The organism is Amycolatopsis sp. NPDC058340 (genome assembly GCF_042723975.1).
Classification (GTDB): domain Bacteria; phylum Actinomycetota; class Actinomycetes; order Mycobacteriales; family Pseudonocardiaceae; genus Amycolatopsis.
Genome location: NZ_JBHXIB010000006.1, coordinates 17,405 through 29,972, shown reverse-complemented (window position 1 = coordinate 29,972; position 12,568 = coordinate 17,405). Strand labels below are relative to the sequence as shown.

Below are 12,568 nucleotides of genomic sequence, written 5' to 3'. Positions count from 1 at the left end.
ATCCGCTAGTGGAGCGGAACCTCTCCGACCGGCGCCCCGGCAGCCGCGAGCCAGGCTTCGGCGAGCAGGCGATGTCCCAGCGGGCTGGGGTGGACGCCGTCCGGGGCCAGCGTCGCCGCCCCGTGCTCTTCCGCCGCGCGCGGCATGAACAGATCCGCGCGGATCAGCCGCGCGCCGAACTCGGTCGCCACGTCGATCGCGGTTTCGATGCGGGGCGCCAGATCGGCGACCCAGTCCTGCTGCTCCGGCTCCACCGGCAGCAGGAACGGCGTGATCACGTACAGTTCGGCCGGGAGGTGCTCCCGCGCGCCGGCCAGCAGCCGGGAGTAGGCGTCGCGGAACTTTCCGATCGGGCTCGACAGGCCGCGATCGAACGTCCGCCAAGTGTCGTTGATGCCGATCTTCACCGTCAGCACCGTGGGATCCGCCGCGAGGACGTCGGTGGTCCACCGGGCTTCGAGGTCGTAAATCCGGTTGCCGTTGATCCCGCGGTTGATCACCTCCGGCCCGTCGCCGAGGAGGTCCGCGATCTGCCGCACGTAACCCTTGCCGAGCGACGCGGGATCGGTGCGGTCGCGGCTGGAATCGGTGATGGAGTCGCCGGCGAACAGCAGGCGGTCGGCTTCGGTGAACCTCACGCGCCCGCCTCGATCAGCTTGCGCAGCGAGTCGGCCTCGCCGGGGATCAGGTCGGGGTCGTTGTCCGGGACGAACTCCAGCAGCGCGTCGAGCGGCCGGCCCGCCTTGGCGAGCAGGCCGAACGCGCGGGTCCAGAGCTCGGCCCGGAAGGTCAGCGGATGCCGTTCGTTGCTGGGCCACCACGAGAACACGTGCACCGCGCGGACCTGGTCGAGCACCAGCTCGAGCCCCGCCAGCGCCTGCTCGTCCGGCAGATCCTGCGGCGGTTGCCAGTAGGTGCCGAGATTGTCGCGGCCGACCTCTTCGAGCAGCCGCACGGTGGATTCGGCGGTGTCGGTCAGCGTCCCGCCGTGGAACTCCAGCGCGACTTCGAGACCGTGCTCGTTGGCGACGTCGGCGGCCTCGCGGAGGCCGGCGACGATCTGCTCGCGTTCGTACGAGTCGACGTCCTCGGAGCCCGCTTTCCCCGCCCACACCCGGATCCGCGAGGCGCCGAGCCGGACCGCGGTGGCGGCGATCTCGCCGAACTTCCCGGTCTCGACCGGGGTCGCGCGGAAGTAGGAGCCGTAGGAGTCACACTTCAGCCCGTGCCGTGCCATGGCCTCGAACGCGCGCTCGGCCGCCCAGTCGTCACCGGGACGCACATGGACGTCGGCGCCCCACTCGATCACCTGCAGGCCCGCCTTTTCGGCGCGGCGGGCGACTTCGTCGGCGTCCAGCCGCCGCAACGTCACCGAACACAGTCCCGGGCGGATCATTTTCCCTCCAACGGTTGAGTGCTTTCCCGCAGCACGACCTCGCCGGTGATCGCCAGGACACGAGGGTCGTCGGCGCGGGTGTCGAGGATGAAGTCGATCGCCCGCTCGCCCATACGCTCGATCGGCACACGCACAGTCGACAGCGAAGGCCTTATGTCGCGCAAGGTAATAATGTCGTCGAACCCCGCGATCGCGATCTGCGTGGGGACCAGCAGACCACGGTCGCGGCAGGCGGCCATCGCGCCGACGGCCATCACGTCGTTGACCGCGAACACGCAGCCGCGGAAACCGTTCTTGATCGCCTGCACCATCGCCGCGTAGCCACCGTCACGGGTGAATTCCGCGCGCAGCACATGGTTCTCGGGCAGCTGAATACCTTGCCGGGCGAGGCCGTCACGGAAGCCGAGGACACGATCTCGTGAAGTCATCAGGCCGAGCGGCCCGGCGAGGACGAGGAAGTCGCGGTGCCCGAGCAGGGCGAGCTGTTCGGCCAGATCCGCCGCCCCCGCGCGGTTTTCCAGCATGACCGTGTCGAAGGGGAGCTTCCGCTGCCCGATCACCACGACCTGACCGTCGGCGGCCTCGAACGCCTTGAGCTCCTTGGTCAGGTTTCGTTGCAGGGCATCGCCTTCGGTACGCGACCCGGCGAGGATGACCGCCCGCGCCCGTTGCCCGCGCAACGTCGTGACGTATTCGAGTTCCTTCTCCGGATGGTTCTCCGTGCTCGCGATGGTGACCGTCAGCCCGTGCCGGGCGGCCACGCGCATCACGCCGGACGCGATCGAGGAGAAGTACGGGTCGACGATGTCGTGCACCAGCAGCCCGACGACGTTGCCGCGCCCCCGGGCCATCGCCTGCGCGGGCACGTTCGCCGTGTACTGCAAGCGTTCCGCGGCCCGCAGCACCGATTCGCGCAGCGTCCCGCTGACCTGTCTGGTCCCGCCGTTGAGCGCCCTCGACGCCGTCGCGAGGGACACTCCGGCCTCACGGGCGACGTCGGCCAGGGTGGCCGAACCCGCGGCACGCTGCGCCATGCTTCCTCCTCGGTGGTGCGGTTGGGCTCACGCCGGTGTGGGCTGACACCGGCGTGAGCCCGGCTCTGCTGTCGACCGCCCGGCTACGGAGCGGCGGGGCCGACGTCCGCGGTGGTGAGCGGCCGGTTGGCGATGGCGGCCGTCGAGTACTCGTCGGCGCCGACGTCACGCAGGCTGCCGCGGGCCTGGCCGTCGATGTCCAGCGTGACCGGCGCGGTCGACAGGGTCGCCGCGTCGATCGCCGGGCTGCCCGCGGCGAGCCGCGAGACCCCGTCGCCACCCTGCACGAGCTTGGGGTCGACCCGGCGGAACGTGCCCGCCGGGATGTTGCCGTCCCCGCCCGAACCCCACAGGATGTTGCCGGACCAGGTGAAGTTGCCCGTGGTGCTCATCGTGACCAGGTCGCCGTTGCCGCCGACGAGGATGTTGTCGGAGATCGTGCAGTCGCGCGGTTCGATCGTCCGTTTGGTCTCGCCGGAAAGCGTGCCGCCGTTGTTCAGCAGCGTGTTGTGCGCGATGAGCACGCGGTCCGCCGCGTCGTTGCCGCGCCGCGATTCCTTCGACTCACCCGGGAAATGGTCGCGGACGGAGCCGCTGCCGACGACCAGCGCGGTGCCGGACACCCCGGCGACGTAGTTGTTGACGATCTTGTGGTCGTTGCCGTAGATCCGGATGCCTTCCTTGCCGCCGAGGATGAAGTTGGATTCGACGACGGACTTGTTCCCGTGGCGCAGCACGATGCCGCCGAGGCTGTTCCGGATGGTGTTGTTGCGGATGAAGTTGCCCGACGACTTGACCGAGATCGCCTCCGGGTCGCCGTTCGCGCGTTCGAAGAGGTTGAACTCGATCTTGGCGCCGGCGGTGCTCAGCGCGCGCGGGCTGACGCCGAGCCGGATCGGCTCGCCGCCGTTGTCGCCGGGGAAGGTGTGGTCGGAGAAGTAGTTCCGGAAGACCTCGACGTCCGCCGCCATCTTGTCTTCGTCGGCGCCCTCGATGCAGAGCATGACGCCGAGGGTCGTCTTGTGGTGGAAGTGGTTGCGGTCGATCTTGCTGTTGTCGGCACGGACCATCACCCAGTGCAGGTCGGGGAGGTCGGCGAACTGGAGGTCGTTGCGGGTCAGCCGGATCCGCGAGCAGTTCGCCGGGATCTCCAGCGTGGTGCTCTGACGGAACTTGAACCCGCTGATCGTGACACCGGTGGAGTCGTCGAAGACGAAGCTCTGCTCGCCGTTCAGCGTCACCCCTCCGCGGGACTGGGCGACGATGGTGATCGGCTGGTCCTTCGTGCCTCGCCTGCCCTTGATGCTGATCGGCTTGCCCGTCGGCACGGTGTACGTGCCGTTGTTCACGGTGATGACGGCACCGGGGCCGGCCTTGTTGATCGCGTTCTGCAGTTCGGTCAGCGAACTGACGTTCAGGGCGCACAACCCCTTCGGTGTGGCCGACGCCGTGCCCGCGGTGACCCAGGGGACGGTGATCAGCGCGGCGCCGAGGGTGGCGCCGCTGAGGAACCTTCTGCGATCCATGATGCCTCCGTGCTCAATCGGTGGGGAGGGTTTCGGCGGCGGGGCTTTCGGTGCTCAGGAACAGTTCGATCACCGGGACCGGGGTGTCCGGTTTCCGGATGGGGAGTTTGAGGGTGAGCGTGCCTGCCGGCTGCCCGCCCATCTGGGTGTTCTGCGCGGTCTGCCCGGGATCCGTGTGCACCTGCCGGATTTCCGAGGCGTCGTCGAGCAGCTGGGCGTAGCGCACCCGCCCGGCGAGCCCGGGCAGGTGGACGTGGTTCATCGGCCAGCTGAACAGGTGCAGGTACAGCCGGTCGCCGCGCTGGGTGTAGCGGCCGTCGGCTGGCGCGGTGAACTCGCTGGGCCCGCAGCCGCGGACGGAGCGTTCGTGCCGGTCCATCCAGCGGCCGATCTCGGCGAGGACTTCGTGCGCGCGGGGGTCGATCTCGCCCCGGCCGTTCGGGCCGACGTTGAGCAGCAGGTTGCCGTCCTTGGACACGCCGTCGACCAGCATCCGGATCAGCAGTTCCGGGCTCTTGTAGTCGAGGTTGTCGCGGTCGTACCCCCAGCTGCCGTTGAGGGTCTGGCACGCCTCCCACACCACGGGGACACCGTCGCGGGTCATCGGGCCGGACGGCTGGTACTGCTCCGGGGTGATGAAGTCACCAGGGATCCCGGTGCGGTCGTTGACCAGGATGCCGGGCTGGAGTTCGCGGACCAGCTTGAGCAGGCCAGGGGAGTCCCAGTCGTCGGGTCCCTTACCGCCCCACCATTCCTTGCGGCCCTTGTACGAGAAGTCGAAGAACAGATAGTCGATCGTGCCGAAGCGGGTGAGCAGTTCGCGCACCTGACCGTGGAGATAGAGCCGGTACTCGGCGATGTCGGCGTACTGGTGCGCCGCGATGTACTCCGCGTCGTCACGGCGGGGATGGGTGCCGTCGACGGGGAAAGCGGGGTGGTGCCAGTCGATCAGCGAGTGGTAGAAGCCGACCTTCAAGCCTTCCTCGCGGCAGGCGTCGACGAACGGGCCGAGCAGATCCTTGCCATACGGCGTGTTCGTCACCTTGAAGTCGGTGAGATCGCTGTCCCACAGGCAAAAACCGTCGTGGTGCTTGGTGGTCAGCACGACGTAGGTCATGCCCGCGGCCTTCGCGGCCCGCGCCCAGGACCGCGGGTCGTACTTGTCCGGCTCGAAATGGTCGAAGTAGACCCGGTACTGCTCGTCGGTCAGCTTCTCGTGGTTCTGCACCCATTCGTGGCGGGCGGCGAGGGAATACAGTCCCCAGTGGACGAACATCCCGAACCGGTCGTGGGTGAACCAGGCGGTGGAACTCACTTCGCTCCTTGTGATGGTGGGTCAGCCCTTGAGCGCGCCCGAGGCGAGACCGCGGACGAACGAACGCTGGAAGAACAGGAACGCGGCGACCGAGGGCAGCAGTGCCAGCAGCGACGCGGCCATGATCACGCCGGGGGTGACCGTCGGGTCGATCCGCAGTGTCCGCAGGGCCAGCGGCAGGGTGTAGGTCGAAGCGTCGGTCGACACGAGCAACGGCAGCAGATACTGGTCCCAGATCATCGTGAAGCCGAAGACGCCGATCACGCCGAGCGCCGGCTTGCACATCGGGAGGATGATCTGCGCGAAGATCCGCAGGTCGCCTGCTCCGTCGATCCGCGCGGCCTCTTCGAGCTCGCGGGGGACGTCCTTCATGAACTCGGTCATCACCAGGATCGAGAAGGCCCACGCGCCCAGCGGCACGATCATCCCGGCGAGGCTGCCGATCAGGTTGAAGTGCACCACCGGCAGATCCGACAGGATCAGCGACAGCGGGATCGCGAGGATCTCCTCCGGCAGCATCAGCGTCGCCAGGATCGCGACCAGTACGAAGGTCATGAACCGGAACTTCTTGCGCGCCAGCGCGTAGCCGGCCAGCACCGACACGATGACCTGCAGCAGCAGGCCGAAGCCGACCACCAGGAACGAGTTGAGCAGGTACAGCCCGACGCCCTGGTCGAACGCGATGCCGAAGTTCTCCAGGGTGGGGCTCGACGGGATGACGCTCAGCGCCGTCGGGTCGGAGACGTCGTTGAACGCGCTGACCAGCAGCGCCAGCAGCGGTCCCGCGAACACCAGGAGCAGCAGGGCGTACAGGACGTACTTCAGGATCCGTCCGCCCGGCGATTTGACGGCGTCGAGGCCGAGCGCCGAATCGTTGGCCGCGGTCATGCGTCTCGCCTCCGTCGGAGCACCTGGACGAACAGGGTCAGCACGAGCGTCGCGAGGAACAGCAGGACCGCGCCCGCCGCGCCGACGCCCAGCCGGTTCTGTTCCAGGCCGAGTTTGTAGATCAGGGTCATCGCGACTTCCGTCGAGCCGTTCGGCCCGCCGTTGGTCAGCAGGAACACCTCGGTGAACACCCGCAGGCCGCGGATCGCCGCGAGCACGAACAGGATCGAGAACACCGACCGCAGGCCCGGCAGCGTCACATGGAGGATCTTGCGCCAGCGGGAGGCACCGTCCACAGTGGCCGCTTCGTAGAGACCGCGGTCGATGCCCGCCAGGCCCGCGAGGAAGATCATCATGTCGTACGGGGCGCCACGCCAGATCCCGGTGATGATCACGGAGACCATCGACGTGTCGGGATCGTTGATGAAGCCCGACGGGCCGAGGCCGACCAGGCCGAGGATGGAGTTCAGCATCCCGTCCTCGGTCGGGTGGTACATGATCCGCCAGAGTTCGGCGACCACCGCGATCGGCACGACCACCGGCAGGAACGCCGCCGACCGCAGGAACTTCAGCCGCTTGCTCTGGCCCTCCATCAGCAGGGCGAGCGCGAGGCCGAGGATCATCGAACCCGCGGTCTGCCCGACCGCGATCACGACGGTGTGCCAGATCGCGGAGTGGAACGCCTCGTCACCGAGGACGGTGCTGTAGTTCTGCCCGCCGACCCACTGGTTGCCCAGGTACGGCTGGACGTCCTGGAAGGACATCGTCACCGCGGTGATCATCGGGATGAACTTGAAGTACACGAACAGGATGAGGGCGGGGGCCAGGAACAGCCACGGCGTCCACCACTTCCCGTCGCGGTCGCTGCGCCTGCGGGCCTTCGGCGCGGGCGCCCGCTTCACGGCGGGACGGTCCGCGCCGACGGCCGCCGGCTTGGCGTGATCTACGGTCATGAGGCGCTGATTCCCTGTTGCTGCAAGGTCGCGGTGAGCTTGGTGTCGAGTTTGGACAGTTCCGCCTTGAGATCGAGCTTGCAGTCGGCGACGAGCGCGCTGATCGTGTCGGCGGTGTCCTGGCGGACCGGCGTCCAGTTCGGGATGGACGGCGCGTAGTGGCCGGACTTGGCGTAGATCTCGGCGTAGGTCTTCCAGCGCGGGTCCGAGCGGACCTGGGTGATGTCGACGTTCTTGTTCACCGGGAGCTGCACGATGAAGGCCGACTCGCCCTCCATGCCGATCTTCTGGCCGTCGGCCGAGATCGCGAAGTCACCGAAAGCGTCCTGGCCCGCCTGGTTCGGCGAACCGGCCATCATGAAGATCGACAGGCCCTCGGCGAGCACGTCGGCGTTCTTGGCGCCCTTCGGCATCGGGACGACCTCGTACTTGTCCTTGCCGAGCGACTTGTCGAAGCGGGGCAGCAGGTACGGGCCGACGACGTACATCCCGGCCTTGCCCGCTTCGAAGGTCTCGTTGGTCGCGGGGGTCGGCATGGTGACCGAACCGGGCTGGATCACGTTGTCCTTGCAGCCGAGATCGCGGAACCACTGCACGGCGGCCACGGATTCGGGCGTGCTCATCGCGGGTTTGTACTTGCCACCACCGGATTCGGTGATGAAGTCGCCGCCCGCGGCCCACAGGAAGTTCGAGAAGTACCAGGAGGCGTAACCCCGCTTGGTCGACAACGTCGCGTTCAGGCCCGCGGTGTCGGCCTTGCCGTTGCCGTCGGGGTCGCCGGTGGTGAAGGCCTTGGCGAGGTCCGCCAGTTCGGCCCAGCTCTGCGGGACGCCCTTGCCGAGCTTCTCCCGCCAGTCCTTGCGGATCAGCAGCGCCGAGGCCTGCGCGCTGTAGGGCAGGCCGTACAGCTTGCCGTCGGGGGTCTGGTTGGACTTCAGTGCCTGCTCGGTGAGCTCCGGCACGTGCTTGATCTTGCCCTGGTCGATCTCGCGCACGAGACCCTGGCTCTTCAAGGTGCCGACCTGGGTAACGTCGTTCATCACGATGTCCGGCAGGTCGCGCTGGGCGGCGCGCTGGGCCAGCTTCGTCTCGAAGTCGTCGAAGATCGCGGTGACCTGCACCTTGAACCCCGTGGCCTTCTCGAAGGCTTCGGCGAGCCGTTTGGTGGCCTGTTCGCCGGGGCCGCCGGGGGTCGTCCGGGTCCACAGTTCCAACGGCGCCTTGGTGTCCTGCGCGACGTTCGTTCCGGCGGGGCCTGCCGAGCAGCCCGAAAGGACCAGCGCTGAGACAGTGAGTCCCACGCCGATCCACCGCGATTTCCGCATCGCTTCTCCTGTTCACTGTGGACCACGCTGTCTACCTCGGAGGGGACGGTAAGCGCTTTCCCGGTCTCCGGTCAATGGTCCGATCATTACGAATTTCAATCGCCCGTGTTTGCCTCTGCGCGGGACTCGCCGGGCGTGGACCGGCTCAAGCATCCGATGTATGGTCGCCGCCGGAGGTAGGGATGACCGAGCTGCGACACCGGCCGACGGCACTTCTCGTGATGGAGGAGCGCCGCCGCGACGACGTTTACCCCGAGGCGGTGCTGAAGGAGATCGGCACGCTGGCGGACCTGCGCGAGCCGCTCACCCGCGAGCGGCTCGCGGAGCATCCGGCGGCGCTGGAAGGTGTCGAAATCCTGCTGTCCGGCTGGGGTGCGCCGGTGCTGGACACCGTCCTTTTGGGACACGCGCGGGAGCTGCGGGCCGTGCTCGTCGCCGCCGGGTCGGTCCGGCCGCTGACCACGCCCGAGTTCTGGGCGCGCGAGCTGCCGATCGTGTCCGCCGCGGCCGCGAACGCCGTCCCGGTCGCCGAGTTCACCCTTGCCCAGGTCCTCTTAGGACTCAAGCAGGTGCATCGCATCGCCCGGGAGATCCGGGAGCGGCGGGCCTATCCGCCGGATCCACGGGTCGCGGGCGCCTACCGGTCCCGGGTCGGTCTGCTCGGCCTCGGCGAGATCGGTGCTCTCGTCGCCTCGCATTTGCGCGGTTTCGACGTGGAGGTGCTCGCGAGCGACCCCGTCGTCGACCCGGCGACCGCCGACGGCCTCGGCGTGCGGCTGGTGGGCCTGGACGAACTGTTCGCCACGTGCCCCGTGGTGAGCCTGCACGCGCCCCTGCTCCCGGAGACCGAAGGGCTGGTCGACGGCGAGCTGGTGGCCAGGATGGGCGTCGGCGCGACCCTGATCAACACCGCCCGCGGCGCCGTCGTCGACGAACCGTCGGTCGTCCCGGTGCTGGCCGACCGCCCGGATCTGACGGCGATCCTCGACGTCACCTGGCCCGAACCGCCGGAGCCGGACTCGCCGCTGTACACGTTGCCGAACGTGGTGCTCACCCCGCATCTGGCGGGCGCGCTGGGCGCCGAGCGCGCGCGGATGGGCGAGCTCGTGGCGGGGGAGCTGCGGCGGTTCGTGCGCGGGGAGCCGCTGCGGCATGCCGTCGCGCCGGACCGGGCGCATCTGCGGGCCTGATGCTCGCCGTCCGGGAGACCGGCCCGTCCGGCGGGGTGCCCGTCGTCCTGCTGCACGCCTTGGGCAGCAAAGCGGGCACCTGGGACGATTTCGCCGCCCGCCTGACTCGCCGTGTCCTGGCCGTCGACCTGCCAGGGCACGGCGACAGTGCCCACATCGAGGACTACTCGCTCGACGCGATGGCCGACGGCGTGGCCGGGCTCCTCGGCGAGGAAGCGGACGTGGTCGGCCATTCGATGGGCGGCCGGGTCGCGGTGCTGCTCGCCCAGTGCCTGCCCGGCCGTGTCCGGCGGCTCGTCGTCGAGGACACCCCGCCGCCACCGCTTGAGCCACTGGAGCCGTTGCCTCCGACGCAGAGGCCGTCCGAACCGTTGTCGTTCGACTGGCGGCTGATCGATCCGATCATGACCGAGCTCCGCACGCCCGACCCCGCCTGGTGGGAGCGGCTCGGCGCGATCACGGCGCCGACTCTGCTGATCGGCGGCGGGCCGTCCAGCCATGTCACCCGTGAGTCGCTGGAGCGGATGTGCGGGCTGATCCCGGACTGCCGCCTGGAGATCATCGAGGACGCGGGGCATCGGGTGCACAGCTCCAGGCCGGCCGAGTTCGCGGCGGTGGCGGGGGAGTTCCTCGGGCCGGCGTGATCCGGATTCCTGCCTGGGGGAGGTTCTCCAGGACGGCCCGCTGCCCGGAGCATCCGTGGCCGTGGGCGATCACCGACGGTTTCGTATAACGACCTATACCGCGGCGGCCAGGACGGCCGCGAGGCCCGCCTGCAGATCCTTGACGAAATACCCGGGAACCTCCAGGGACGGGAAGTGCCCGCCTGCCTCGGGCTCCGTCCATCGGACGATCCGCCGGTACCGCTCCTGTGCCCAGGGGCGCGGGTACTTCTCGATGTCGCGGGGGTACATGGTGATCGCCGACGGGACGTCGACGCGGAGTTCGGGATCGAGCGAGTTGTGGCTTTCGTAGTAGATGCGGGCCGCCGACGCGCCGGTCCGGGTCAGCCAGTACAGGGTGACGTCGTCGAGGACGCGGTCCCGGGAGATCGTCTCGAACGGGCTGTCCCCGGTGTCCGACCACTCGGCGAACTTGTCGAGGATCCAGGCGAGCAGGCCGACCGGTGAGTCGACGAGCGAGTAGCCGATGGTCTGCGGGCGGGTCGCCTGCTGTTTGGCGTAAGCCGCGCGGTGGTGCCAGAAGTCGTGGGTTTCCTCGGTCCACCGGCGCTCGGTCGCCGTCAGCCCGTCGGTCGTCAGCCCGGGCGGCCCCTCCGCGAACGTCGTGTGGATGCCGAGAACGTGGTCCGGGAACCGGCCGGCGAGGACGGTGGTGATGTTGCCTCCCCAGTCGCCGCCATGGGCCAGGAACCGGTCGTAACCGAGCCTGTTCATCAGCTCGACCCACGCGGCCGCGATCTTTTCGGTTCCCCATCCGGTGGTGGCCGGCTTGTCGCTGTAGCCGAAACCCGGCAACGATGGGACGACGACGTGGAACGCCGGTGTGTCCGGATCCGCCGGGTCCGCCAGTTCGTCCACGACGTCGACGAACTCGGCGACGCTGCCCGGCCAGCCGTGCGTCAGGACCAGGGGAGTGGCATCGGCGCGGGTGGACCTGCGGTGCAGGAAGTGGATCCCCAGGCCGTCGATGGTCGTGCGGAACTGGCCGATCCGGCCGAGGCGCTTTTCGAACCACCGCCAGTCGTATCCGGTGCGCCAGTAGTCCACGACCTCGACGAGGTCGGCGAGCGGAACGCCCTGCCCCCAGCGGGGGACCGTCTCGGCTTCCGGCAGCCGCGCCGCGGCCAATCGCGCACGCAGTTCTTCGAGTTCGGCGTCGGTCGCGTGGGCTTCGAATGCTTGCACGGTCATGGGGCCTCCTCGTCCGTGGAACCGGCTAAGACGGTTCTAACAGTTCGCCCCGTCGAGACGCAACCGGCTAAGGTGGTTCCATGCGTTCCGGCTTCCCTGATTTCCGCCTCGGCAGCGTGCTGGCGACCAGCTTCACCGCGACCCTGACGGAGCGTCGTGGCGAGGCCGTGGAGCGCATCCCCACGCCGCAGCGGCTCGTGGACTGGCTGGCGGTGAGCGGTCTCGCCGTGGAGACGTGCAGCACCGCCGAGCTCGACCTCGCCCGGGAACTGCGGGAGGCGATTCACGCCGCCGCGACGGCGACCGCGACCCGGGAAGCCCTGCCCGCCGCAGCCGTCCAAGTGATCAACGATCGGAGCACTCAGGGGCGGGCCGCGGCCGTCCTGACGTCCGAAGGGAAGCGGCGATGGCGGGTTGCCTGCGTGGAAGACGCCCTCAGCGTGATCGCCGCCGACGCGATCAGCATCATCTCGGGCGAACGGGACGGGAAAATGGCCTTGTGCGCGTCGCCGACGTGTCTGGCGGCGTTCTTCGACACCAGCCAGAGCCGCACGCGCCGGTGGTGTGACATGAACACGTGCGGGAACCGGCAGAAGAAGGCGCGGTTCCACGCCAATCAACGGAAGAACTCCGGGAGTTCTTGATCGGGCTTATGGGCTCTGGCTTGGGGCGGTTCGTTGCCGGGGGTGACTGCCTGGGCGGCGCCCGGTGGGGTGGCTGTTGCCGGGAATCGGCGAGGGGTCTGGTAGCGGGCGGTGCTGTCGGGTGCGGTCCGCGCCGTGGCCGCTGGTTCGTTGCCGGGATGCGGCAATTGTCCTGACGGCGGGGTCGGTTTCGTGAGTTGGCCGTTCAGGTTGTTGCCGGGGAATGGCGACCAGCCCAGTTGGCCATTCCGGTCCGTGGCCGGAAAGCGGCGACGGGGTTCCTGCCTGCGGCTGTGGTCTGTGACGTGGCTGGTTCGTTGCCGGGAAACGGCAATTGTCCTGACGGCGGGGTCGGTTTCGTGAGTTGGCCGTTCAGGCTGTGTTGCCGGGAAATGGCGACCAGCCCAGTTGGCCATTCCGGTC

The 12,568-nt window shown here is 68.7% G+C and carries 12 protein-coding genes; 3 read left to right on the top strand and 9 right to left on the bottom strand.

The window, feature by feature from the left end; translation table 11 throughout:
* Positions 1-5 precede the first annotated feature (5 nt).
* The 8 genes from ACFWIW_RS10015 to ACFWIW_RS09980 all read right to left on the bottom strand — a co-directional run bounded on the left by ACFWIW_RS10015 (position 6) and on the right by ACFWIW_RS09980 (position 8,437).
* Positions 6-638 carry an SGNH/GDSL hydrolase family protein gene (locus tag ACFWIW_RS10015; RefSeq protein ID WP_378368083.1) on the bottom strand — a complete coding sequence of 211 codons (633 nt, stop codon included), beginning with the start codon at positions 636-638 and terminating at the stop codon, positions 6-8.
* Positions 635-1,396, bottom strand: coding sequence for a sugar phosphate isomerase/epimerase family protein (locus ACFWIW_RS10010; protein WP_378368082.1), 762 nt, complete (start codon positions 1,394-1,396; stop codon positions 635-637). Before ACFWIW_RS10010 ends, ACFWIW_RS10015 begins: the two co-directional genes overlap by 4 nt.
* Positions 1,393-2,430 (bottom strand): LacI family DNA-binding transcriptional regulator, encoded by a 1,038-nt coding sequence (locus ACFWIW_RS10005; protein ID WP_378368081.1) that lies wholly within the window; start codon positions 2,428-2,430, stop codon positions 1,393-1,395. The genes ACFWIW_RS10010 and ACFWIW_RS10005 overlap by 4 nt, the downstream gene beginning before the upstream one ends.
* 83 nt (positions 2,431-2,513) lie before the next feature.
* On the bottom strand, positions 2,514-3,956 hold the full coding sequence (locus ACFWIW_RS10000; RefSeq protein ID WP_378368080.1) for a chondroitinase-B domain-containing protein: 1,443 nt from the start codon (positions 3,954-3,956) through the stop codon (positions 2,514-2,516).
* A gap of 13 nt (positions 3,957-3,969) precedes the next feature.
* Positions 3,970-5,271, bottom strand: coding sequence for an alpha-L-fucosidase (locus tag ACFWIW_RS09995; RefSeq protein ID WP_378368079.1), 1,302 nt, complete (start codon positions 5,269-5,271; stop codon positions 3,970-3,972).
* A 21-nt stretch (positions 5,272-5,292) separates the two neighbouring features.
* Positions 5,293-6,159: a carbohydrate ABC transporter permease gene (locus ACFWIW_RS09990; protein ID WP_378368078.1), complete on the bottom strand. Its 867-nt coding sequence runs from the start codon at positions 6,157-6,159 to the stop codon at positions 5,293-5,295.
* Positions 6,156-7,112: a carbohydrate ABC transporter permease gene (locus ACFWIW_RS09985; RefSeq protein ID WP_063276487.1), complete on the bottom strand. Its 957-nt coding sequence runs from the start codon at positions 7,110-7,112 to the stop codon at positions 6,156-6,158. The genes ACFWIW_RS09990 and ACFWIW_RS09985 overlap by 4 nt, the downstream gene beginning before the upstream one ends.
* Positions 7,109-8,437 carry an extracellular solute-binding protein gene (locus ACFWIW_RS09980; protein ID WP_378368077.1) on the bottom strand — a complete coding sequence of 443 codons (1,329 nt, stop codon included), beginning with the start codon at positions 8,435-8,437 and terminating at the stop codon, positions 7,109-7,111. Before ACFWIW_RS09980 ends, ACFWIW_RS09985 begins: the two co-directional genes overlap by 4 nt.
* 182 nt (positions 8,438-8,619) lie before the next feature.
* Here ACFWIW_RS09980 and ACFWIW_RS09975 point away from each other — a divergent pair, with 182 nt between their 5' ends.
* Together ACFWIW_RS09975 and ACFWIW_RS09970 are read left to right on the top strand one after the other, a co-directional pair.
* Positions 8,620-9,627, top strand: a complete 1,008-nt coding sequence (locus ACFWIW_RS09975) for a hydroxyacid dehydrogenase (protein ID WP_378368076.1) — start codon at positions 8,620-8,622, stop codon at positions 9,625-9,627.
* Positions 9,627-10,271: an alpha/beta fold hydrolase gene (locus tag ACFWIW_RS09970; RefSeq protein WP_378368075.1), complete on the top strand. Its 645-nt coding sequence runs from the start codon at positions 9,627-9,629 to the stop codon at positions 10,269-10,271. The genes ACFWIW_RS09975 and ACFWIW_RS09970 overlap by 1 nt, the downstream gene beginning before the upstream one ends.
* Positions 10,272-10,364: 93 nt before the next feature.
* Here ACFWIW_RS09970 and ACFWIW_RS09965 read toward each other — a convergent pair whose 3' ends face one another.
* The gene (locus tag ACFWIW_RS09965) at positions 10,365-11,501 is read right to left on the bottom strand and encodes an epoxide hydrolase family protein (protein WP_378368074.1); all 1,137 of its coding nucleotides are present in this window, start codon (positions 11,499-11,501) and stop codon (positions 10,365-10,367) included.
* 80 nt (positions 11,502-11,581) lie between these two features.
* On the opposite strand from ACFWIW_RS09965, the gene ACFWIW_RS09960 reads away from it, so the two are divergent.
* Positions 11,582-12,145, top strand: coding sequence for a CGNR zinc finger domain-containing protein (locus ACFWIW_RS09960; RefSeq protein ID WP_378368073.1), 564 nt, complete (start codon positions 11,582-11,584; stop codon positions 12,143-12,145).
* Positions 12,146-12,568 lie beyond the last annotated feature (423 nt).